This is a genomic window from Robbsia andropogonis, from assembly GCF_034047095.1.
GTDB lineage: Bacteria > Pseudomonadota > Gammaproteobacteria > Burkholderiales > Burkholderiaceae > Robbsia > Robbsia andropogonis.
Window position 1 is genome coordinate 1219064 of the sequence record NZ_CP139166.1, and the last position, 22732, is coordinate 1241795.

Sequence of the window (22732 nt, forward strand, 5' to 3'; positions counted from 1 at the left end):
GCGCTCGTGGAAAGAATGGATTTGCATAAGGTACCTCGTTGCTCGCTGATTTGACAATAAGAGGTGTCGCAGCGCATATTGGCACGTAAGATCGAAGTGCCGCCTTGACCCATTCCAGCTTCGATTCTTCGTCGTAGCGCCCGCGTCCATCACTGCGGCGTAGTAAAACACGTAACCCCGAATCTTAATCGGTCATGAAAGGTTTCCTTCTAATTGATGGAAACCTTTTTCTTACACGCCATGATGCTTCGGTACGGCGTCGGTCATTTATCACTTACTGTTAAGAAAGAAGCCTTTCAATGAGCGAGCCGAGTTCGCGCAGATGGACGGGCTTCGGCAGGAATTCGTCAAACAAGTGCTTACTTGCACGCAGCGCGGTTGATTCGTAAGCGCTAACGCCGAGAATAGCCGGCCGGAAGTCGGCCTCGGCGGTCGGTGCGATCGTACGGATGAGCCGCGCTACCTCGACGCCGCTTAGATCGGGCAATTCCAGATCGAGTACGACAATATCGTAGCGACCCGTGCCGAAGCGCGCCACGCCGTCTTGCCCGGTGCCACACAGATCAGCATCGATGCCGAGGGTTAATAGCATGGCACCGAGCGTTTCGCGTGCGTTGTCGTTGTCGTCTATTACCAGTGCTCTACAGTGCCGATGCAAAGCCGCTTGCGGCAACGCGGGCGCTTCGTGGCTTGGCCGACCGGCCGTCTCCAAACTAGACAGCTCCGTCGGCAGCGTTACCACGAACTCGCTCCCTTCTCCTAGTGCGCTGCGCACATCTACACGCCCGCGCAGCGTCGTGACGATTTCTCGAACGACGGCGAGCCCTATGCCGATGCCGTCCACGTGCAGTCCAACCACGTTGTTCGCGCGATAGAACGGCTCAAAGATCTTTGACATATGCTGCTGTGCGATGCCGCTACCAGTGTCACGTACAGCGATCTTCAGTTGCTGATTAGGCGCGGCGTTGGTGAGTGTGATCGACACGTGGACCGATCCCGAGAGTGTGTATTTGAGCGCGTTCTCGACCAGGTTTGACAGCACCTGTCGCAGCAGCTTGCGGTCGGAGCGAATCGTGAGTCCACACGGTTCTATTCTTTGGGTGAACGTTATCTGCCGCGTCGCGATTTTCTCGCGAAACGGATCGAGTGTCTCGGCGAGCAGTGACGCCATGCCGACAGTTTCCAGTTCAGCGCGCCGCTTCGTTGAGCGTAGCTTAATGTAGTCCGTCAAGTCCTTGACAAGCGCTTCGAGTGATAGCGCGGCATTATGCAGTCGCCGGATTGTTTTCAGATTTGCGTCTGACTGCGAGCGCGCCAGCAAGATTTCGATCGACCCAGAAAGCGCCTGCAGTGGCGTGCGCAGTTCATGACTGACCATACCAAGGAAAGCATTCTTCGCATCTATCATCTCAAGCGCACGATCGGACGCTTTGCGCTCCGCGTCGAGTGCTGCCTCCTGCCGGTCGAACAGATCGTCATGCGTACGCATCGTGTAGAAAAGCAGCAGTAACAGCGCGCACAGTAGTACGCCAAGCACAATGCCAAGAATGAGTATAGCGTGCTGTTTTTCCTTCAATTGATGGAACGTGAAGTCGCGCTGCTCAATCTCGATTGCGCGGAAGTAGTTGGCGAGCTCGTTAACCTTGGGCCAGGATGCATTGACTTCGTTAAGCACGTGATGCGTGTTCTCAGGCGAAGCGGACAGCAGCGGCACTTGGTGCTTCAGTTGCATCATGAACTCGCCTAGCGTGTTTATCTCGTCGCGCGCGCGCGGTATGCGCAACCAGTACTCGGACAACTCGGATGGACGCTGTAAGAATCCGAACGATGCCAATAGACTATCGAGTTGTATCTGCAAATGGTCGAAATTGTCGTCCTCGTGCGTTGCGTAAAGGATCATTTGGCGCTCGAACCGCGCATAGACGTTCCGGTATTGCGCAGCGGTCCAAAACACTCCCTCGAGTGGCCCTTCGCGTACGCCCTCGCTAACCGAGGTGGCGAGCAGATCCCCGACTAAAAACGCCCACACCATGCATCCTACAAGCCACAATGAACTGAGGGCCAAGATAATTTTTCTGTTTCTCCACCGCCAACGTTTCATGTCACTTCACGATCAGACCGATAATTTGCCACGCGAACTTGGCCTCGCCAAGTGGTGTCTTCAGTTCGTCAGGATACTGGTCACGCGGGTACATAAGCCAAAGCGGTCCGTAGCTGTCGTTGCTGAGCAACTTGCCATTCATCGTCCGGGCAAGGATTACGCCGTACTTGTCCGCGTCCGACAAAGGAATCGTGTACGTGTATTCGTCAACACAGATGAGTTCAATCTGAGAGCCGCGGGCGACAACCGTATTCAGAATGTCTGACAGGCGTGGGCCGGTGAAGGTCGCCTTCGGCGTCCAGCTTGTTGACGTGACGATTGTATGCTGCGGAAGCGCCATGAGCGCCTTCTCAGAAAATACGTATGCAGTTTTGCCCGGCTGGTTGGTCCGGCCGATTTTGCCGCTGACATTGAGCGTGAAAGACGACGTCGCCCAAGATGCGGCCGCCATGCCAAGAAGGCAGGCCATAAGCATACTCCTGGCCCAGATAATAGAAATTCGCATGTTTTCTCTTCGGTGTTGTTGTGGATAATGGCCAACCGGTTCTTGCTTTGGACTCAGTTGGCGGCAGCCGGCAGCGCGATTTTCAATTCACGTGCCACCTCGGCGAATAGGATGGGCAGGCGCACCGGCTTTTCTTCACAACGGACGTTGTAATTCGACACGATGTATGCAATATCGTCCTCGCTTACTTCCCCAGTTGCCATCTTGCCAGTCAGAAGAAAGATCGGGGCGTCGCCATTCTCACTCGAGCGGATATCACGTACAAGTTCGGCAGCAGTCTGGTCACCGAGCATCCAATCGAGGATGTAGCCGTCGAAATCCTCGACTCCCATTGCACTGCGAAACGTATCACCATCGTAGTATGGAATCGCATTCACGCCTTTCTCGGCAAAATACTCGCATACCGTTTCAGCGACATCCCGGGAGTCGTCCACTACGGCGATGCGCACCGCATACACGCTCTGCTCGGCCGACCGCAGTTCAATAAGGTCGACTGGATACGTGTGGCCCTCGCCCACAACATTTTGCTGCTCCGTTACGATCCATTCTCCTAACGACTGCTGTGCAACGAAATTTGTTTCGCTCTGGCTGCTGCTTTTCGAGATGGCGGCGCGGCAGCGAAAACGCCGCGACTCGATCACGAGCGTCGCGTCAATCATTTCGGCCTCTACTGGCTGCGCCACGCTGTCGTCGAGCAGGACCGCGGGTGGCACGCCGAAATGCCTTGCAATGTCCTGCAACTGCGACAGGTTCCATGGAATCAAGCCTTTCATCTTGCGCGTGACAACGGAGAAACTGAGGCCTAGCACGCTCGAAATCGTTGTATTGTGACTTCTCGGTGGAATCCCATTCCGGTTCAGGAGGTCACGGACCTTGTCAGCAGTCATGCGATCGACGTTGGAATGCTCGCTATGGGACATCTGGATGGAGATAGTAAGAGGTGTAAAAGAGAAAAATCATAGCGAAAGTGACGCGTCATGCAAACTATAAGTAGAAATTCGCCTTGACATCTTAATTTTCCTCACTATGATTGCATATCAAGCAAGTTTAATTGACATGCTCTGTAGGGTGGACGGATATCAGTATGCACGGCGGCGAGCGGTAGACGTGACAATGCGCAAGGCGCTAAGGGCATGATCTCCGTTTATCTGACACATGCTGAGGTTGAGGTTGTCGACACTTTAGCGCTTACTGGGGCAAGCATCCAGGCTACAGGTCAGCTAACTGTAATAACCAGATTGAGACGTTCGCTTTAATTGCATAGGCATGCTAATTTAACTGGCTTTCGATGGGGTAGAGAATTCCGAAGTAAATCTAACCGCGCATTAGTTCTGGAGATAGCTATGAGTCGTTTAAGCGTTGTCAATCATGTCATCTCGTTAGTCGGTCTATGCTCCCTGCTGGGCTCACCGTTGGCGATCGCCTCGGCGAAGCAATCGTTACCTGCTGTGCAAGTGATTGAATCCTCCATTCCGGTCTCTGCGACGTACCTGCAAAACCGCACGCCGTTTTCGGCCGTATCGGAAATGACAACACGGGAGCCACATCAGTTGCAAACGGCGCTTGTCGATTCTTGTGAAGATCCATGGTATTGGCGCAGCGGCATCGAGGAATTGACCTGCGGTTTCTCAGGACAGGGATGGTGGAACTGACGGCCATGGCGAAATAGCGGCTGTCGATATTGCTATGTAGCACTACTGATAGACCGTCTACAATAAGGCCACTAGCGATTGTCGCCTAGCTGATTTTCGCGCTAGGCGACACTTTAAGACGTACCACCAAAGATAAGTCGCTTTGAGTAAAAAGAATGGATACTGTTTAGATAGCAATAAAATTCCAACAATATTTATATATAAAATAATAAATTTAATATATATTAAATTAAAAGATTAATAATATTAATTATTCAGATGTGCTGCCTGTGCTAGTGGAAACGAAGCGGCAGAGCCTCCGTTTCGCTATCCTCGCTAATCCAACGACAATCATGCTAGACAGATGAATCGCGAATTCGCAACTCGATGGATTTTTTGAGTCGCACCTGTCGACGCATCAAGTACGTGCATTCAAGCCAGACTCAAGAGCGTATCAAATGGGCATTTAAGCAATGGGGGTAAGTCGTAATACGATCATGTTTGCCGCATTTTGTGATTGGCACGTTGCCGACGCCAAAAGATTTGGATACTCAACCTTCTGGGTCAACAGAGCTGGCGCACCCGCGGAGACGCTAGGGGTTTCAGCGGATGGGATTGGCGAGAATCTTATTGATCTCACGGGTTTCGCCGCTCGATGGGGGAACGTTGGAATTCCATGACATTATGCGGTCAATGAGGGGTACGTTTACTTCGTGTGGTCTGCGCGAAAAGGTGGCGTTTTTACTGCCCGTTATAGAAGGAACAGTTCGCTCGCCTACGATCTCGGCGGCAGTCATGCGTGCCAGAAAAAGTCAGTACGCGTTTTTAACGGGCGTAGAAAAATGCCGTTTTCGCCATCCACTTTCGGCTGACGTGAGAATGCCTAACCACGACACAAGGAAGTCCAGGATGTTTTTAAGCAGTGTATATGCTGTTGCAGCCGCATTAATGGCATGCGCAATTGTTAACTATCTCGTCTTCGGACAGGGCAAGTATAAGATGACCTCGGAAGAGGTGGAGCTTTACAAGCTTAGCCTTCAGCAAGAAGCGAAGGCTGCCGATGCCTATAACAAGACACCTGAAGGAAAGGCGGAAATTCGTCGCAGATTTGCGCACGATGTTCAAAGCCAAGCCGACCAGGAAGCGACTGAAGGGGCTCAGCGTCAAAAGCGTATGGCTCGCGACTATCGGCCGCCGGTCAAACAGGAAGATCAGTGCTATCGCCCTGTAGGATCAGGTCCAAATGGACTCATTATGGGTATGGTGCCTTGCAACTGACGAAGTTCAGGATCACTAAGCTTGTAACGCACATCTCAACGGCGAAGCATTGACGGTCAGTATTATAAATGTCGAAATTAAGAATCGTGATAACTACATTCCTAATAGTTCAGGCCATAGGCACGGCGACGGCGACTTCCACTGGCGCGCTTGGCGGAAGCGCTGGTCCTACTGGTCACGAACTTTTTGATAAAGGTGACGGCTACCTCTGGGTATTGATATACAATGCGCACAACGACGGATTTCAATGTTCCGTCAACTTCATCACGTTAAAAGAAACCTACTCTATTCACGGCCCTCTCGATGCCGAGATGGCAAAGGCCGATACGGGCAGTTTGTGGTTCGATAGCCCCGCCATTCCTGCGACTCCGGAAATGAGGAAAGTGACGCTCGCGGTGCATGGAAGTGATGGTGCTTTTAACTGGCCAGCCCTTCAAAAAACGATGAGCCAAACGGATCACGGAACGCTTATAGTTTTGGTGAAAATGTCCTCAATGTTTACTCAGAAATCCGACGCTGATAACATCACCGTCTCACTGGATGGTAATGAAGTGTTCAAAACCAAGCTTGTTGGGCTTCAAGCCGCTTATGCTAAGCTGAACACTTGCATTTCGAGAAATATCTAATAAGTAATACTTATTAGATATTTCTCGAAATGCGATTCATGATTGGACAGCGCTTATCATGGCAAATTATCGAAGGTCGGAGGACATTGTCACGTTAGCACCCCAGTGATTTAAAAGTGGTGTTTTGTGACGCCAGTTCGCAATGGAGTTTCGATGTATTGTTCAAAACAGTTGTCGAGCCTCGCGCTTTTTCTCATCTCTTTTGCAGTGAGCTGTGTAGTCGAATCGGTGAGGAATCCCGCAAAGCAATAATGAACGTCGCTCGAATCAATACGTATCGACGAAATAGACTTTATCTGCACTCCTAATTTATAGAATAGCGCATATGAAATACTGGACAGCTTTTTTACTTCTTTTCTTTTTAACTACCGGCACATCCATTAATTGCGCGATGGCGGCACGGACGCCGGAGCAAATTGCTGCTGAGCAGGCAAAACTTGAACAGCAGCTCGCTCCGATGCAGAAAAACCTTGATTCGCAAACTGTAAACGAAAAGAAATGGGAGGCAACGCACCCCAAAGAGGCAGCGGAGAGAAGACGTTTAATACAGCAGGACAAGGACGATTACGATAGCAACGTGGCTTATGAGCAAAGAAAGCAAATGATTCACGAGCTGCAAAAACCTAAACAATCAAATTGCATGCGCCCAATAGGTTCTGGACCAAACGGGCTGATCATGGGAATGGGGCCTTGCGACTGAGAAGGCGCCGCAGCTTGAAAAGGGATGGTCACATTATGGGTGCGATCGGGTAAGCTCGCTAGATGTGACCAACACAGTAATACTGAACCCACGGGAATGTGACCCGCCCATTTTCCTAAGACCGCTCGGTTCTAGCAATAATGGCAGTGGTTGAATCGTTTTTCGTAACTCCAAACGGAATTGCGCGCGCTCGGCGACCAACTTCTTCAGCCGATTGTTCTCGACCTGCAATGCCTTCGGCCGCTTTACGTCGTCGCTGCCCATCTCGCCAAAAAGCTTGCGCCAAGCATATATCGATGCGTCGCTTACGCCGTGCCACTTCGCCACCTCGGCGATTGGCACGCTGTCGGCCTCTCGCAATATCCGAACAATCTGCTCATCGCTATATCGACTCTTCTTCATGACGCACTCCGTCTCGATGCGCCATTATCCTAGATCAATTTGGTCTCAGCATCCCGGGGCAGGTCAGGCTTGGGCGACCTGGGCTTTGGGGCCGAGGTGAAGGACGCGCTACGCCAGCGCGCCGACTTTCTGACTGAACAGGGCTTGGCCGAGCAGCGCGTCGTCCTCGCGCGCAATCTGCTCGCGACGCTGCGCGGGCGCGAGCTGGCGTAGGCCGCGAAGGACATTGCCGCCGAAAGCGGCCTGGCGCATCGCCCCCTCACGGACGGGCAGCGCGTGGTTGGCATCTACCGGCGTTTGGTCGTGCTCGCCAGTGGCCGCTACGCGATGCTCGATGACGGGGTGGGCTTCTCGCTGGTGCCGTGAAAACCAGTGATCGAACGGCAGCTAGGCCAACAGCGCGTCGCCACGGTGCGCGGCGGCGGTGTGTCGTGGGAAATCGGGCGCCAGCGCGGGCAGTCCGTAGGATGACGCGACGGCATTTTGCGCAAACCTAACAGCTTGGGAGCTTGCTTATCGACGCTGGTAGACAACGCCCTGAATCAATACCTGATCTGGCTCCGGCCCCTCGTCAAAACGTTTATGCGCTTCGGCAATGGCGACTTGATTCTTGTTCGCCCAGTTGACCAACACCATGACAGACTTCAACAACGTTCTTCCCATGTCAGTAAGTTCGTAATCAACGCGCGGAGGAATGGTCGGAAACATCGTTCGCGTTATCAGTCCGTCGCGTTCCAGTCCGCGCAAGGTCAGCGTCAGCATCCGCTGGGAAATGCCGTCGATGCCGCGCTTCAATTCGTTGAAGCGCCGCGGGCCATTGGCGAGCATGGCGACGATGTAGAGGCTCCACTTGTCGCCTATGCGATCCAGTATTTCGCGGGTCGCCACACAGCCGCCGGCATCAGGTGCAGGCATATCAGCAGGTAGCTCGATGTGACTAAGTGACATGCGTGTGCCTTCTTGTGAGGACAGGGCAGGAACCATACCATCCCGTGTATGAATTGGTATGTCAGGATCATTATCCGACTCAGTTCTTATTTTATAGCTAGGAGCCGTCATGAGTCATACTCTGCTTGTCACGTCCAGCCCGCGCGGGGCTGACAGCCTTTCCACCCGCTTTGCCACCGAAATCGCTGAAGGCATCCAAGCCCGCTCGGGCGGCCCACTGACCGTGCGCGACCTCGCCGCGAATCCGCCGCCGCACATCACGCCGGCCTACATCCAAGGCCGGATCACGTCGCCTGAAGATCGCACACCGGAACAGCTCGAGGCGGTGAAGGTCGCGCAAGAGTTGGTCGATGAGTTGAAAGTCGCCGATGTGATCGTGCTCGGTTCGGGCATGATCAACTTCGGCCTGCCCTCACAGCTCAAGGCGTGGTTCGATCACGTCACTTGGCCACGCGTCACTTTCAGCTATGGCGACACCGGGCCGAAAGGGCTGCTCACTGGCAAGAAGGTCTATCTCGTGACCGCTGCGGGAGGGGTGTTCTCGGAGGGCACCTGGGCGCCGTTCGATTTCCAGACCAACTATTTGCTGCACCTGCTCGGTTTCATCGGCCTGACCGACGTTGCAGTGGTGCGCGTCGAAGGCACGGTTCTCGGCCCCGACGCGGTGAAGACCACCACCGCCAACGCCGAAACGGCCATCAAAGCCTTGTTGGCGAAGGCGGCGTGATCCCATGGCCGGAAAAAAACCATCGCGCTGTTCGGTGCGACCGGGCCGACGGGAAGGCACATCATCAAGGAAGCCTTGAAGCGTGGCTACACGCTGTCGGTCTATACGCGCGACGCCAAGAAACTCGCGTCGTTCGCGGGAAGAGTAGAAATCGTTGTCGGCGACCTGCAAGACCGGAGTGCGATAGCGAAGTGCATCCAGTGTACCGATGCAGTCATCAGCACCCTGGGTCCCAACAGTCTCAAGGTGCAAGGCGATAAGCCGGTCATGCACGGCTTGACCCACATCATCGCCGCGATGAAGCACGCAGGCGTGTGCCGCCTGATCCAGATTTCTACCGCTGCCTATCGTGATCCAAAAGATGGTTTTGCCTTCAGCACCCATGCGTTCGCGCTGTTGTTCAAAGTCATTGCGCGCAAGGGGTATGAGGATATCAAGGCGACTGGCGAACTGATCGCCAATTCGGATCTTGACTGGACGCTGGTACGCGCCCCGAACCTCAAGGATGGCCCTGCCGATGGCGGTGTGAATGTGGGTTGGTATGGAACGACCAAACTCAGCGCGAAGCTCTCCAGAGGCAATCTTGCGAAGTTCCTGGTTGATCAAGTGACCGACAAGCAGTTCATACGTGCCGCGCCCGGCATCGCTAAACATTGACGCAGGAACGTCTTGACAAGGTTCTGAACCGTACGTATCTACTTGGCAGGGATGGTTGTACGTAGCGTTCGTCGTTGATGTCTTTGCGCGGCGCATTGTGGGATGGCGCGTAAGTTCGCCAATGACGACCGATTTCGTGTTGGATGCATTGGAGCAGGCACTTTACGCCCGACGCCCGGCAGAGGATGCGCAATGGATACATCATTCGGATCGCGGATCGCAATATCTTTCGATTTGCTACAGTGAGCGTCTGAGCACTGCTGGCATCGAGCCGTCTGTTGGAAGTCGCGGCGATAGCTACGATAATGCGCTGGCCGAGGCCGTCAACGGATTGTACAAGGCCGAGATAATTCACCGACGCAGCGCGTGGAAAACGTGCGAATTGGTGGAAGTCGCCACGTTGGAATGGGTCGCTTGGTTCAATCATCGTCATCTGATGGGGCCACTCGGATATATCCCTCCAGCCGAAGCTGAGGCAAACTATCACCGCCACGGCAAAATTAACGTAACCGAGGCAGCCTTAACTTAAACCAACCCGCCTCCACGAATCCCGGCGTGGTTCATCTCGAAAGCGGTCTTCGACGCCATTCTCAAATTTTATGCGATCGTAGAGAAAGCGTGCGCCGAAGGTTGCCCAGGCGAAGTATATCCGTTAGGGCAGCGCGCGGTCGACAACCACTTATCAGGCCAGGAATCGCTTGATCGCGGATGCAAATTCGACGTCGTCGTCGAGCATCATCAGATGCCCGCTGTTTGCAATCGTGTAATCTCCGGCGCATTTTTTCAGTGCCCAGTCCGGTACATTCCAGCCCTTGCGGGAGTGCTCACCGGAAAGCAAATACACAGGATGCTGATCGAAGACATGCTCGAGCAAACCAAGGTAACCATCGTTGCCCGTCGTCGTGACTACGGATTGACCCATGGCACGGAGAGTGGATGCTGGCTGATGAGCAAGCCACCGAGCTGCAATCCTGCCGAGATGCGGAGTCGGCGTGGTGACGGAACTGCTGATCCACGCCAATGGGTCGGCGCGGAAGTCGGCCAGCATGGCGTCAGTCTCCTTCTGGCTCATGCGTCCTACCGATGCTGACCAGAACGCATCGCCCAACGTGAAATTCCCTTCGACATTGACGATCCTGCGGACGTACTCAGGGTAAGTCCTCGCGAACAGCATGGCGACCGCACCGCCAACGGAATGGCCAACTACATCAACTGGTTTGCCTCCAAAACGAGCGTCCACGAACGCTCGAAGGTGCTCGACTTGGCCCGGTATGGATATGGCGTCGAACGGAACACCTTGGTGCTCACCGTACCCAAGCAGATCGGGCGTGGCATGCGGCAACTCATAGGCGGTGACATCGAGCGTGCCGATGAAGCCGTGAACGAAAACGACGGGAAAAACGCTGTGCATGTTTGTTAAGTGTGAACGGATTGAAGTCACTGAGCCGCCGCTCGATGCGACCAGTGGCGAGCCGTTGCTGAAATTGTCAACCGTTTCGATCACCGTGTCGATTGTCTGTTTCTGGTCGTTCGGCGACCCGTCGGCAGTCACTTGCATCACGCAGAATCCACCGCTCCGCATAATGACAAGCCAACCGATGAATTTGAATACGCTGTCGATGTGATAGGCATACGGCTAACCTACTGAATTCATCGAAATATTATATCTTTAGCTAGCAAAAGCACATATCGACCATTTGTCGGCGCACATCGATGTCTCGACGCGGGAGATATGCGCCGCAATTGCGGCAATCGATATTGGCCAATAGCTAGCCAAAAAAAAAGATGATCCATTGTAGATACAAAACGCTTGAATTTTTCGGAAGATGTATCTACAATGGATCAACTGAAGGGGAATCGAATGGAACTCAAAATTCAGAAGTGGGGCAACAGCGCGGCGGTTCGCTTGCCTAGTGCATTGCTTGAGCAAATTAACGCGCCGATTGGTAGTTCCCTCAACGCAGACGTTCGGCCAGACGGCGTTTTTCTCGCCCCTGCCCGTCGTAAGTATTCGTTGGCCGAGTTGGTCTCTCGGTGTGATCCTAAAGCGCCCATAGCGGCGGATGCTGGCACCTGGGAAGGCGCGGAAGCCATAGGGCGCGAAGCATGGTAAGACGGGTTAAGTTTGAGCGAGGCGACATTGTTCGTGTCAGTTTAAATCCGACTGTCGGTCGAGAGCAACAGGGCGATTTTCGTCCTGCCCTTGTCCTCTCCCCTGCCTCGTTCAATGCGCTTGGCGTAGCATTGGTGGCGCCGATCACGCAGGTGGGCGAATTCGCCCGGTTTGCTGGTTTCGCGGTGCCTCTATCTGGATCGGGAACAGCAACGCAAGGCGTTGCTCTCGTGAATATGGTTCGGATGATGGACCTTAATGCGCGCGGCGCACGCAAAATCGAGCAAGCTCCGATTGAGGTAGTTGAGGATGCACTCGCGCGACTACAGACCATCATCGACTAATCGATAACGAAAAAGTAGGAAAACATCACGATGAAACGGATCATTTGGGCGAAATTTGTGGATGGTGTCGGCAACTCATGGCCGGGAGTACGACGCTCGGGTTACGCTCCGCGAGTTTAACGTGCTTGTGGGCGTCGAGCGCTGTCTGCATGTGATCGACGCCGACGAGCGGGGCGGCGATCTATGTATCAAGCTGAATGACTATCCGGAACTCGCAGCCTTTCCTGATGATCTGCCTGCCACGCGCATGACCTTCCTTTACCAACGGCAGACCACGCCGCATGAATGAAATGGCTCTTAACCAACGGAAAATTACTTCGACGAAAATGGGGAGTATCTATCCGGCAGTGACAGGTCCGCGCGTCGGCGTGCTCTGCGCGGTGCTCCTCCCATAGCAGCATCAACGTGACGCCCTTGCGACGCAGTTCCTGATGCAAGCGGCCGTAGTCGCGGAGAACATAGTCGCGCGCCACCTGGGGGCCTGAGAGCAGGCGGCGTTCGAGTGTACTCTCGTCGAGCTCGCGCACGGCGGGCCAGTGCAGGCCGGCCGTGGTGGCCAAGCCGGCGTACTTGGTGACAACGCCTTTGGATAAGCCGAGGGCGGCGGCGATCTGTTGGTGTGAGAGCCCGGCGTCCAGCTTCAGACGCAATACGTCTTTGATTTTATGCATGTTGATGCTTGGTGCAGGCACGCCGTTCTCCAGCAGAAAACTGGCAGCGTAACGCTTCGGTTGCAATATGCGTAACACCAACACGGCGCTGTACAACGCCGTTCCGGTATCGTGACCCGTGATTCCGGTGGCACCCCAAATCGGTCACGTTCGACCGGAATCACCGGTCACGTTGAATTTGAATGGCCGATCACGATACCGGAATCACTGGTCACGATGGACCGGAACACCCACCGAGTTTGGTCAGATCGAACTAACCCTTGCGAATGCGATACATCAATTCGATGCCCGAGATCCTTGCCGCTGCATTTCTGAACCGTTTGAAGCCGAGCATCACGTGCGTTCTGGGCTTGATGTTTCGCTGGTCCTGCTCAACCATATTCTTCAGACACGTCGAGGTTCCGACCTTCGTGTCTTCGGGCAGCAGGCCATCGGTGACGGCGATGAGGGTGTCGTGCACGCCACGCGTCTTCAAGTCATTGAAGACCTTCATCCAGAACTTCGCACCCTCGGTGTTCTCGATCCACAGGCCTAGAATGTCGCGCGATCCGTCCGGCAGCACGCCCAGGGCTAGATACACTGCCTTGTTGCGCACTAAGCCATCGGTGCGGATTTTTGCCCGTAAAGCGTCGAAGAAGACGACCGGATACATCGGTTCGAGCGGACGGCTTTGCCAGGCAAGCACCTCGTCCATCACGGCGTCGGTGACCGAGCTGATGAACTCCGGTGACACCTCGGTGCCGTACTGCTCTTGCAACAACGCCTGAATCTCGCGCACCGTCATACCGCGCGCGTACATGGCGATAATCTTGTCGTCGAAGCCGGTAAAACGGCGCTCGTGCTTCGGGATCAGAATCGGCTCGAAGCTGGAATCGCGGTCTCGCGGAATCTGCAAATGCAGCGGAGCATCGGATGTCAGCACCTTTTTGGCGCTGTGCCCGTTGCGTTGATTCGTGGCCGTGGCCGGCTTCTCGGCCCCAGGCTCGTAGCCCAGATGCTGACCAAGTTCCGCGCCCAAGGCACGCTCGATGAGCGCCTTCTTCAAGGCAGCAGACAGGTCCTCAATTGAACCCACCGTCATCGGACCTGAGGCCAATTGGTCGATAAGCTCTTTAGGGATCGACGGCAGTTCGCGGGGTGGTGTCTTGGGTTTGCGTGGCATAACGGCTCCATTTCCATAATGGTAGCCTCACACACACAAAATTCCTGACAGTCCCACGTATCGCAATCTTTTATGCTTTTGTTCAACTTTGAATAAATGCAAGGAGGTCTGCATTCAAAACATCTGAGTGGACTGTGAGCATTCCATGCGGATAGCCCGGATAGACTTTCAACGTCCCATTTTTTAACAGCTTGATTGACTTCAAAGCCGCGTCTCCTATCGGTACGATTTGATCGTCATCGCCATGCATGACTAACGTGGGCACCGTGATTGCTTTAAGGTCAGCCGTCTGGTCAGTCTCAGAAAAAGCTTTGATCCCCTCATAGTGGGCCTTCGCACTTCCGTTCATGCCTTGACGCCACCAATTCATAACCACGCCTTGACTCGCCTTGGCATTGGGTCGATTGAAGCCGTAGAACGGTCCGCTTGGTACATCCATAAAGAACTGTGCACGGTTCTCCACCAATGCTTTCCTGAAACCGTCAAACACTTCGATGGGTAAGCCATCGGGGTTTCCTGGTGTCTTCACCATCAGCGGAGGCACCGCGCTAACCAGCACGGCCTTGGCGACACGCCCCCACGGCTGACCGTACTTCGCCACGTATCGCGCGACTTCCCCGCCACCTGTCGAATGCCCAATGTGAACCGCATTGCGCAAATTCAGCGCCTCAGCGACCGCAGCCGCATCCGACGCGTAATGATCCATGTCGTGCCCCTCCGACACCTGCGTCGAGCGCCCATGCCCTCTTCGATCATGCGCGACAACGCGATAACCTTTGCCGACGAAGAACAACATTTGCGCATCCCAATCATCGGACGACAAGGGCCATCCATGATGGAAAACAATTGGCTGAGCCGATTTTGGACCCCAATCTTTATAGAAAATCATAGTGCCATCTTTCGTCTGGACGAAACTCTCGTCACGACGGTGACCATACGCATCTGCGCTGGATCCTGCGCCATGCACTGCTGCCGCTGCAGTTGCCGGCAAACTGACTGCAGCGGCTACCGTCCCAACCATTCCGACGCTGGCCGACAAAAGCTTGCGGCGCGATGTCTTGAGGTCACCCGAAACGATATCTGAAAACATGACTTTCTCCAATTTACACCTGGCTACCTCAATGCAACCAGATGCATAGTTAAGATAATCTATCTACTCAAAGATAGATATAGGCAGAAAAAATAACACCAAACTGCTTTATCTATCTATTTATAGATAGATAATCCGACACGACATGAACCCAACAAGACATCTCGCTTTCCATTACCGAAATCTCCCATAAACCCAATTACCGAATTGCCAGCCACGTCGCCTCAACATCCACGAGTCGGCTTTTTGTTTGAAACAGCCTACTCGCTAAAAGACTACCCTGATAGGCCGCGTACAAAGTCTTAGCCGATGCCTCAGGTTTTCCCAGCTGCGCCATAGTGCCATCCGCAACGCCGCGTACCAGCAACTGCGCAAGCCACCGTTCATTGGCTTCAAAAAAAGCTTGAACAGCCACGCGAACCGTTGTCGGCAATGATGCAATGTCGGCAGCCAACATACCACACAGACAAATTTGATCGCCGTCACCAAGGGTTCGTCCAAATAGCGTCGTATACTTCCGCAATTGGCTTTTCGCAGGCAACGTCGTGTCGATTGCATATACTGCCGCAAGCACTTCTTTACTGTACTGCGCTACCGCCTCCAGTACCAAATCATCTTTCGCTGGGAAGTAGTAATGAATGCTTGAGGTCTTAACCCCTACCAGTTCCGAAAGATCCTTATAGCTGAAGCCATTGAACCCGCGCAGCATCATCAGCGTGATGGCGTGGTTCAAAACTTGATCTCGAACAGTTGATTTCGGTTCCATAGACGCAACTCTATCTACTGAAAGATAGATTGTCAACAACAAATTCGAATGTATCCGCGGGGTGCATCGCCGCTGTGTGCGTTTAGCTAACAGGATCTGGATCGAACTATCTACCCTTCGGCTTGATTCTTTCCCTAACTAGCCGAGGCACTTTTTCTTCAATAATGGACTTCCCCCGGTACGGCGGACATTTCTGGCCTATGATTTGAGCATAGGAGGAAGTGCATGAGCAGTCAGCGATTTACACCGGAATTCAAGGAAGAGGCCGTCAGGCAAGTAGTCGAGCGTGGGTATACCGTGGCTGAGGTGGCCGCCAGGGTTGGCGTATCGACTCCTAGTCTCTACAAATGGGTTAAAGCGGTCGCACCAGATAATACCGAGAAGCAGGCGGCCGATCTGATCGACGCCAAGAGCGAGATTTTGCGACTGCGCGCGCAACTGCGGCGCACCGAGGAGGAGCGCGATATCCTAAAAAAGGCCGCGCGGTACTTTGCCAGGGAGCCCGAGTAAAGTACCGCTTCATCAATGAGCACCGCAGCGAGTGGCCCATTGCAACGATGTGCCGTGTATTGAAGGCGTCGCGCACTGGTTTGTATGAATGGCTGCACCAGCCCGAATCAAATCGTGCTATTGCTAATCGTCGGCTGCTCGAGCTAATTCGAGATTCTTACGTTGCCAGTGGCGGCGTCTACGGCGCGCCGCGCGTGTACGGCGACCTACGTCAAGCGGGTGAGACATGCGGTCGAAATCGGGTGGCGCGGATCATGCGGGCCAACAAGATTACGGCTGTCCGTGGATACAAGTCGCCGCCGCGCATCGCCGGTCGTCCATCCATCTTGGCACCGAACCGGGTGAACCGGGAATTCAAGGTCGCCAAGCCTGATACCGTCTGGGTCACCGACATCACGTACATCCGCACCTGGCAAGGTTGGCTGTATTTGGCGGTCGTCGTCGACCTTTATTCTCGGAAGGTCATCGGCTGGTCGATGAAGCCGACGTCGGCGCGCGCCGATATCTTCGACTACATCGAAGTCTTTTACAATCGAACCCGACGCCACAGTCATCTGGGTGGCGTCAGTCCCGAGGCCTTTGAAATGGCTTCGGCGTGAGGGTCCGATTTGTCCGTCAGACCGGGGGAAGTCCAATGTGCCCAAGAAATAACTCGGAGCCGACAGATCCACTCGCGGTCTAGCGCAAGCTCAGATCAGCCCAGGTTTTCGACCGGATCAGCCAATACCAATCCCACGTTCGCGTCTCGCAGCCGGGCCGCCACCGCATCGGGCAGCGCCGAATCCGTAATGACTAGATCAAAATCCTCCAGCGGCGAAATTTTATAAGTGCCGAAGGTACCGTATTTGGAACTGGTTGTTACCAACGCAGTGCGCGATGCTGAGTGCATGGCGGCGCGTTTCACTTCCACTTTCAACGCAGCAGGCGTGGTCAAGCCGCGTTGCAGATCCCACGAACTGCTAGAAATAAATGCGATATCGCTGTAGAGGTGCAATAGCGTGGCAGCTGCCAACGGTCCGACGCTGGAGCGATTCGAATGGTCCAGAACCCCGCCTACATGGATCACCTTTACGTGGGGCGACTCGACCAATGCCTCGACTATAGGAAAATCGTTGGTGATGACAGTCATGTTTTCTAGCTTCGCAAGGTGCGGCACTATGGACAGCGTCGTCGTCCCTGCATCGAGGTAGACCGTCATACCCGTCTGGAGCATCTCCGCAGCGCAACGTGCGATACCCTGTTTCTCCGCGGGCTCGACCATCGACTTGAGCTGATGACTTGGCTCCGCGCTGAGCTGGCTTGCGATACGAACGCCACCCGGAACCGAGTACGCATGCCCCTCCCGCTCCAAAACGGAAATGTCGCGGCGCACGGTCATGTGCGAGCAGCCAAACATTTCCATCAACTGGTGCACGCTGAGGACACCGTGCTGCCGCAGTTGACGCAAGATCGACTCCCGACGCTGATCGGGAATCATCGGCGCTACCTGAGCGGCGCCCGTTACATCACCCGGTGGCATGCGATCGATTCCTTGCGATTCCGACAGACGCACTTCACAAAGTGGTCGCCGCGATAGTTTGTTCACACCTACGTTACCTCAAAGACCGTGACGGGTCAATTTCGTAACATTTGTTCACACGAGGCTCTGAAAACAGCTTTTTCAGCGACTACTTGCACTGTATTCATAAATAAGATGCCAATCGAGTGCCTTTTGATGTTCAAATATGTTATATTTTTTTATAATTTCACATTAAAGTTCACCGAGTTCACGCATCTCTTCAGCTCGGCGATCGGCAGGGCCTTTCTCTCGTTCTCAGGAGTTCACGCATGCGCAGCAAAAACGTCGGTGTCGTCGGTCTGGGTGCAATGGGTCTCGGCATTGCCCGCTCGCTGCTACGCAATGGCTTCAATGTCCATGCGTGCGACGTTCGCGCGGACGTGGTTGAGCGATTCGCATCGGAGGGTGGCGTGGGATGTTCTACGCCTGCCGAGCTCGCTGCTGCGTGCGACGTCGTCATTACCGTGGTTGTGAACGCCGATCAAACGGAAACGATCCTGTTCGGTGAAAACGGCATGGTCGCCTCTTTTCGCAAGGGTGCCTTGGTTATCGGTTGTGCCACGGTCGCTCCGGAATTCGCGATCGCGTTGGGCAAGCGACTCGGCGATGAAGGTCTATTCTACCTGGACGCGCCGATCTCGGGCGGTGCGGCAAAAGCGGCATCGGGCGAGATGACCATGATGACATCCGGTCCGGCGGAATCGTACGCCATCGCAGATCCGGTTCTACAGGCCATGGCCGGCAAGATCTATCGGCTCGGCAACACGCATGGCCTGGGCTCCAAAACCAAAATCGTCAATCAGTTGCTGGCCGGCGTGCATATTGCGGCGAGCGCCGAGGCGATGGCGCTGGGTCTGCGCGAAGGTGTCGATCCGGATGCGCTGTACGAAGTGATCACCAACAGTGCCGGCAATTCGTGGATGTTCGAGAACCGGGTGCCCCATATCCTAAAGGCAGATTACACCCCTTTATCGGCCGTCGACATTTTTGTAAAGGATCTTGGACTGGTGCTGGACACCGCACGTGCGAGCAAATTTCCGCTGCCCCTGTCGGCCACCGCGCATCAGATGTTCATGCAAGCCTCGAGCGCGGGCTTCGGTCGCGAAGATGACTCCGCAGTCATCAAGATCTTCCCAGGTATCACGCTGCCGGTAGCCACCGACGAAGAATAAGAATAAGCAAAACGACGTTGCCCGGATCGTCGGCATGCCTGTCGCTCGCGCGCACGACCGACGTTGATCCAACAAGTGCCAGCGTACAGCACCGTCAGACAGCAAGCGTATTTTTTTGAGAGATAAAAACGATATGCCCCAACAAAGACATCGCCCGCTGCTGGGCTGTATCGCCGACGATTTCACCGGCGCGACCGACTTGGCCAATATGCTGGTGCGCAACGGCATGCGTACCGTGCAAAGTATCGGCATTCCCAGCGCCGGCGCTGCCGCCGACTTCGATGCCGATGCGATCGTCATCGCGCTGAAGTCCCGCACGATCCCGGCCGAGCAAGCGGTAGCGGAATCGCTTAAAGCACTTGCCGTGTTACGCACGCTCGGTTGCGAGCAGCTCTATTTCAAATACTGTTCGACATTCGACTCGACAGCGAAGGGAAACATCGGTCCGGTTGCGGATGCGCTGATGTCGGACATGGCCACCGACTTTACAATCGTTTGCCCGGCTTTCCCAGAAACGGGCCGTACGATTTTCCGCGGCCATTTGTTCGTTCAAGACGAACTCCTGAGCGACTCCGGGATGAAGAACCATCCCCTCACTCCGATGCACGACGCGAACCTTGTTCGCGTTCTGCAGGCCCAGACCGCGTCAAAAGTTGGGTTGATCCGCTACGACACCATCATGCAAGGCGTTTCCGCCGTTCGCGAACGGATCGCCGCACTGCGCGAAGCAGGGGTACGCATGGCGATAGCCGATGCGGTCTCCGATGAAAATCTCTTGGTGCTCGGTGAGGCATGTGCCGATCTGACGCTGATCACAGGTGGGTCGGGAATGGCGTTGGGGTTACCCAGCAACTTCCGCAAGGCAGGTAAGCTCGCTCCCGCTACCGATGCATCAAGCGTCCCCGCCTTGGGTGGCGGCGAAGTCGTCCTAGCCGGAAGCGCGTCCATCGCGACAATTGGCCAGGTCACCGCATGGCGGGAAAGCGGGCGCCCTGCTTTCAAGATCGACCCGCTTGCCCTGGCAGCGGGCAAGCCAGTGGTGGATGACGCACTGGCATTTGCGCAAGGCGCGGCGCAGACAGTGTTGATCTACGCAACGAGCGACGCCGATACGGTAAAGGAAGTTCAGCGCCAACTGGGCGTCGAACACGCAAGCGCCATCGTCGAACAGGCGCTCGGTCAGATTGCTGCTGGCTTGCGCGATGCCGGTGTACGTCGGTTCGTGGTGGCCGGAGGAGAAACGTCCGGTGCGGTTGTTCAGGCGCTTGGCGTCCAACTGTTGCAGATCGGACCGCAGATCGATCCTGGCGTCCCCGTCACGGTCAGCAAAACCGCTACAGACAGCAACGCCGATCAACTCGCGCTGGCGCTCAAATCGGGGAATTTTGGCACGCGCGATTTCTTCGCAAAAGCGCTGGCACGACTCGCAAACCCGCTGGTGCACGGAGCTTGACGCTATGAAGACCTTGAGTAAAGAAAACGCACTGCGCGAAGAAATCGCGCACGTCGGAGCACTGCTGTATGGCCGTGGTTACACCGTAGGTAGCGCGGGCAATATCAGCGCACGGCTGGAAGACGGCTGGCTGATCACCCCTACGGACGCATGCCTTGGGCTCCTCGATCCGGCCGCTATCGCTAAAGTGAGTCTGGCGGGCGAGTGGGTTTCGGGCGATAAGCCGTCGAAGACCCTGGCATTGCATCGCCAGGTCTATGACCGCAATCCTAGCGTGGGTGGCGTCGTGCATACCCATTCGACCCATCTGGTGGCGTTGACCCTCGCCGGCGTCTGGCGCAAAAATGACATCCTGCCTCCGCTGACACCCTATCAGGTCATGAAGGTGGGTCACATTCCGTTGATCGACTATCAGCGACCAGGCGCGCCTGAAGTCGCTGAACAAGTCGCTGCACTGGCCAACAGCGTCCGCGGGGTCATGCTGGAACGTCTCGGTCCGGTCATCTGGGAAAGCTCGGTCGCCAAGGCAAGCTATGCGTTAGAAGAGCTCGAAGAGACGGCACAGCTCTGGTTGATGAGCAATCCGAAACCGGCGCCGCTGTCGACCGAACACCTTAAAGCAATCGAACAGACATTCGGCGCGAAGTGGTAAGCATCGCGACGTGCCGCCAGGCATCGGACGCGGGGAATGCAAGCAGCGCGTAGCGTAAAACAATATTCCGGACGGAGACTTTTCAAAGATGAGTTGGTATCAACACTGCGTCGCTAGGCACATCTATGCAAGCGATTACTTGGACGCATCGTCCGTCGGCGCAAGGGGACATATGGTATGAGCTCCTTATTCCTTATGTCGACCGCCCTAGGTGGCATCCTTTTCCTGTTGGTTTTGGTGTTGGGTTTCAAGTTCCAGCCGTTCGTCGCGCTCTTGTTGATCAGTATCGTCGTTGCTTTGGTGGCAGGCGTCAAACCGGCGGCGCTAGTCGCCACAGTCGAAGGCGGCATGGGCAAGACGCTCGGCCACATCGCTATTATCATTGCCCTGGGGGCCATGATCGGACGCATTGTGGAACTGTCGGGTGGCGCCCAGGTACTCGCGAAGCGACTGATTGCGCAATTCGGTGAACGCCGCACGCCTCTGGCACTGGCCATCGCCGGCTTTGTTGTAGGCATCCCGGTATTCTTCGAAGTCGGCGTGATCATCTTCATGCCACTGGCCTACGGTGTTGCTCGCACAGCACGCAAGCCGCTTCTGGTTTTTGCGTTGCCGATGTGCGCCTCCCTGCTTGCGGTGCATGCCTTCCTGCCGCCGCATCCAGGCGCCGTCGCCGCTGCGGGGCAATTGGGCGCGGATTTAGGGCGTATCCTAATGTTCGGACTGCCGATCGTGCTGATCCTTTGCCTCGTGGGATATGTGATTGCAGGACGCATGACGCGCAAGATTTATCCGATGAGCGACGATGTTCGCGCAGAAGTCTATGGTGCGCATATCACCAATGAGGACCTCGTCGATTGGTCCAACAACGTCTATAAGACGCCGCACATCGAAACCGCGATGACCAGCAGAAGCCTGGACGAAAGCGCCAGCGCATTGGCGGCTCGCCTGCCGGCCGCGCCGCCGCCGGGATTCGGATTGATCCTGTCGCTGATTCTATTGCCGATCGTCCTGATCCTTGTCGGCACCTTGGTCCCCCCGATGTTGCCGTCGACGTCTATCCTACGCCAGACCTTGATTGTTCTTGGTGCACCATTAGTCGCGTTATTGCTCGACACCTTGCTGTGCGCCTGGCTGCTAGGCGTACGCCGTGGCTGGAGCGCCTACCAGGTTTCAGACGTCATCGGCTCTGCAATCCCCGGCGTCGCGATTGTTATCCTCATCGCCGGCGCTGGCGGGGTATTCGGCTCGGTGCTGGTGGAAACAGGGATCGGCAAAGTGGTATCGGATGCACTACGTTCGACGGGCTTGCCGGTTCTCGCCTTAGGCTTCATTCTGTGCCTTTTGTTACGTGCGGTGCAAGGCTCCACTACCGTGGCACTGGTGACCACTGCAGGCATCTTGACGCCAATGGTGCATTCGCTGAACTTGAGTGAAAATCATCTGGCACTGCTATGCCTGGCAATGGGCGGTGGCGGCTTCGCGATGTCGCATGTCAATGACGCCGGATACTGGATCTTCACCAAGCTTGCGGGACTCAACGTCGGCGACGGCCTGCGCACCTGGACGTTGTTGGTGACGATCCTGGGCACGCTTGGTTTCCTGATGACCCTGGTAATCTGGCCGTTTGTGTAAATCGGAATGCGGACGATCCGCTGTTCTGGAA

Annotated in this window: 21 protein-coding genes and 5 pseudogenes; 15 read left to right on the forward strand and 11 right to left on the reverse strand. The window is 55.1% G+C overall.

What is annotated here, in order from left to right:
* Window positions 1-280: 280 nt before the first annotated feature.
* From atsR to SJQ66_RS10135, 3 genes are read right to left on the reverse strand one after another with little or no spacing between them, the layout of a single operon-like run.
* Entirely contained in the window at window positions 281-2101 is a 1821-nt protein-coding gene (atsR, locus tag SJQ66_RS10125) for a hybrid sensor histidine kinase/response regulator AtsR (protein WP_320534014.1), read from the reverse strand.
* 1 nt (window position 2102) lies between these two features.
* Entirely contained in the window at window positions 2103-2606 is a 504-nt protein-coding gene (locus SJQ66_RS10130; protein ID WP_320534015.1) for a putative pterin-binding protein, read from the reverse strand.
* A 53-nt stretch (window positions 2607-2659) separates the two neighbouring features.
* Window positions 2660-3526: a response regulator gene (locus SJQ66_RS10135; RefSeq protein ID WP_024905840.1), complete on the reverse strand. Its 867-nt coding sequence runs from the start codon at window positions 3524-3526 to the stop codon at window positions 2660-2662.
* Between the two features lie 423 nt (window positions 3527-3949).
* On the opposite strand from SJQ66_RS10135, the gene SJQ66_RS10140 reads away from it, so the two are divergent.
* The 4 genes from SJQ66_RS10140 to SJQ66_RS10155 all read left to right on the forward strand — a co-directional run bounded on the left by SJQ66_RS10140 (window position 3950) and on the right by SJQ66_RS10155 (window position 6841).
* The gene (locus tag SJQ66_RS10140) at window positions 3950-4258 is read left to right on the forward strand and encodes a hypothetical protein (RefSeq protein ID WP_024905839.1); all 309 of its coding nucleotides are present in this window, start codon (window positions 3950-3952) and stop codon (window positions 4256-4258) included.
* Between the two features lie 774 nt (window positions 4259-5032).
* Complete coding sequence (locus tag SJQ66_RS10145) at window positions 5033-5515, forward strand: hypothetical protein (RefSeq protein ID WP_157685236.1); 483 nt, start codon at window positions 5033-5035, stop codon at window positions 5513-5515.
* A gap of 86 nt (window positions 5516-5601) precedes the next feature.
* Window positions 5602-6141 carry a hypothetical protein gene (locus SJQ66_RS10150; protein WP_320534016.1) on the forward strand — a complete coding sequence of 180 codons (540 nt, stop codon included), beginning with the start codon at window positions 5602-5604 and terminating at the stop codon, window positions 6139-6141.
* Between the two features lie 325 nt (window positions 6142-6466).
* Complete coding sequence (locus SJQ66_RS10155; protein ID WP_024905836.1) at window positions 6467-6841, forward strand: hypothetical protein; 375 nt, start codon at window positions 6467-6469, stop codon at window positions 6839-6841.
* Window positions 6842-6874: 33 nt separating this feature from the next.
* Here SJQ66_RS10155 and SJQ66_RS29645 read toward each other — a convergent pair whose 3' ends face one another.
* The gene (locus SJQ66_RS29645; protein WP_024905835.1) at window positions 6875-7243 is read right to left on the reverse strand and encodes a transposase; all 369 of its coding nucleotides are present in this window, start codon (window positions 7241-7243) and stop codon (window positions 6875-6877) included.
* Between the two features lie 57 nt (window positions 7244-7300).
* Between SJQ66_RS29645 and SJQ66_RS10165 the strand changes: the two are divergent.
* Window positions 7301-7714, forward strand: a pseudogene (locus tag SJQ66_RS10165) (DUF3363 domain-containing protein); the annotation flags it as partial.
* A gap of 42 nt (window positions 7715-7756) precedes the next feature.
* On the opposite strand, the gene SJQ66_RS10170 reads toward SJQ66_RS10165, so the two are convergent.
* Window positions 7757-8191: a winged helix-turn-helix transcriptional regulator gene (locus SJQ66_RS10170; RefSeq protein WP_024905834.1), complete on the reverse strand. Its 435-nt coding sequence runs from the start codon at window positions 8189-8191 to the stop codon at window positions 7757-7759.
* Between the two features lie 109 nt (window positions 8192-8300).
* Here SJQ66_RS10170 and SJQ66_RS10175 point away from each other — a divergent pair, with 109 nt between their 5' ends.
* The 3 genes and pseudogenes from SJQ66_RS10175 to SJQ66_RS10185 form a co-directional block, all read left to right on the forward strand.
* On the forward strand, window positions 8301-8918 hold the full coding sequence (locus tag SJQ66_RS10175; RefSeq protein ID WP_024905833.1) for an FMN-dependent NADH-azoreductase: 618 nt from the start codon (window positions 8301-8303) through the stop codon (window positions 8916-8918).
* A 21-nt stretch (window positions 8919-8939) separates the two neighbouring features.
* Window positions 8940-9575 carry an NAD(P)-dependent oxidoreductase gene (locus SJQ66_RS10180; protein WP_436286594.1) on the forward strand — a complete coding sequence of 212 codons (636 nt, stop codon included), beginning with the start codon at window positions 8940-8942 and terminating at the stop codon, window positions 9573-9575.
* A 31-nt stretch (window positions 9576-9606) separates the two neighbouring features.
* Window positions 9607-10104, forward strand: a pseudogene (locus SJQ66_RS10185) (IS3 family transposase); the annotation flags it as partial.
* Between the two features lie 153 nt (window positions 10105-10257).
* On the opposite strand, the gene SJQ66_RS10190 reads toward SJQ66_RS10185, so the two are convergent.
* On the reverse strand, window positions 10258-10986 hold the full coding sequence (locus tag SJQ66_RS10190) for an alpha/beta fold hydrolase (protein WP_024905830.1): 729 nt from the start codon (window positions 10984-10986) through the stop codon (window positions 10258-10260).
* A 450-nt stretch (window positions 10987-11436) separates the two neighbouring features.
* On the opposite strand from SJQ66_RS10190, the gene SJQ66_RS10195 reads away from it, so the two are divergent.
* Together SJQ66_RS10195 and SJQ66_RS10200 are read left to right on the forward strand one after the other, a co-directional pair.
* Window positions 11437-11688, forward strand: a complete 252-nt coding sequence (locus tag SJQ66_RS10195; protein WP_024905829.1) for an AbrB/MazE/SpoVT family DNA-binding domain-containing protein — start codon at window positions 11437-11439, stop codon at window positions 11686-11688.
* Entirely contained in the window at window positions 11682-12032 is a 351-nt protein-coding gene (locus tag SJQ66_RS10200; protein ID WP_320534017.1) for a type II toxin-antitoxin system ChpB family toxin, read from the forward strand. Before SJQ66_RS10195 ends, SJQ66_RS10200 begins: the two co-directional genes overlap by 7 nt.
* A gap of 353 nt (window positions 12033-12385) precedes the next feature.
* Here SJQ66_RS10200 and SJQ66_RS10205 read toward each other — a convergent pair.
* The 4 genes and pseudogenes from SJQ66_RS10205 to SJQ66_RS10225 all read right to left on the reverse strand — a co-directional run.
* A pseudogene (locus SJQ66_RS10205) lies at window positions 12386-12703 on the reverse strand (IS21 family transposase); the annotation flags it as partial.
* 277 nt (window positions 12704-12980) lie between these two features.
* Window positions 12981-13865 (reverse strand): annotated as a pseudogene (locus SJQ66_RS10215) (IS256 family transposase); the annotation flags it as partial.
* Window positions 13866-13947: 82 nt separating this feature from the next.
* Window positions 13948-14754 (reverse strand): alpha/beta fold hydrolase, encoded by an 807-nt coding sequence (locus SJQ66_RS10220; RefSeq protein WP_036013365.1) that lies wholly within the window; start codon window positions 14752-14754, stop codon window positions 13948-13950.
* A gap of 400 nt (window positions 14755-15154) precedes the next feature.
* A complete protein-coding gene (locus SJQ66_RS10225) occupies window positions 15155-15721 on the reverse strand; it encodes a TetR/AcrR family transcriptional regulator (RefSeq protein WP_024905978.1) in 567 nt (188 codons plus the stop codon).
* 225 nt (window positions 15722-15946) lie between these two features.
* Between SJQ66_RS10225 and SJQ66_RS10230 the strand changes: the two are divergent.
* Window positions 15947-16830: pseudogene (locus SJQ66_RS10230) on the forward strand (IS3 family transposase).
* Window positions 16831-16925: 95 nt separating this feature from the next.
* On the opposite strand, the gene SJQ66_RS10235 reads toward SJQ66_RS10230, so the two are convergent.
* A complete protein-coding gene (locus SJQ66_RS10235; protein WP_046153793.1) occupies window positions 16926-17750 on the reverse strand; it encodes a DeoR/GlpR family DNA-binding transcription regulator in 825 nt (274 codons plus the stop codon).
* Window positions 17751-17980: 230 nt separating this feature from the next.
* Between SJQ66_RS10235 and ltnD the strand changes: the two genes are divergently transcribed.
* From ltnD to SJQ66_RS10255, 4 genes are all read left to right on the forward strand, one after another.
* Window positions 17981-18961 (forward strand): L-threonate dehydrogenase, encoded by a 981-nt coding sequence (ltnD, locus tag SJQ66_RS10240; protein ID WP_236693614.1) that lies wholly within the window; start codon window positions 17981-17983, stop codon window positions 18959-18961.
* A 133-nt stretch (window positions 18962-19094) separates the two neighbouring features.
* The gene (gene otnK / locus SJQ66_RS10245) at window positions 19095-20414 is read left to right on the forward strand and encodes a 3-oxo-tetronate kinase (protein WP_024905983.1); all 1320 of its coding nucleotides are present in this window, start codon (window positions 19095-19097) and stop codon (window positions 20412-20414) included.
* A gap of 4 nt (window positions 20415-20418) precedes the next feature.
* Window positions 20419-21066, forward strand: coding sequence for a 3-oxo-tetronate 4-phosphate decarboxylase (gene otnC / locus SJQ66_RS10250; protein WP_320534018.1), 648 nt, complete (start codon window positions 20419-20421; stop codon window positions 21064-21066).
* Between the two features lie 177 nt (window positions 21067-21243).
* Window positions 21244-22701: a GntT/GntP/DsdX family permease gene (locus SJQ66_RS10255; RefSeq protein WP_024905985.1), complete on the forward strand. Its 1458-nt coding sequence runs from the start codon at window positions 21244-21246 to the stop codon at window positions 22699-22701.
* Window positions 22702-22732: the final 31 nt, after the last annotated feature.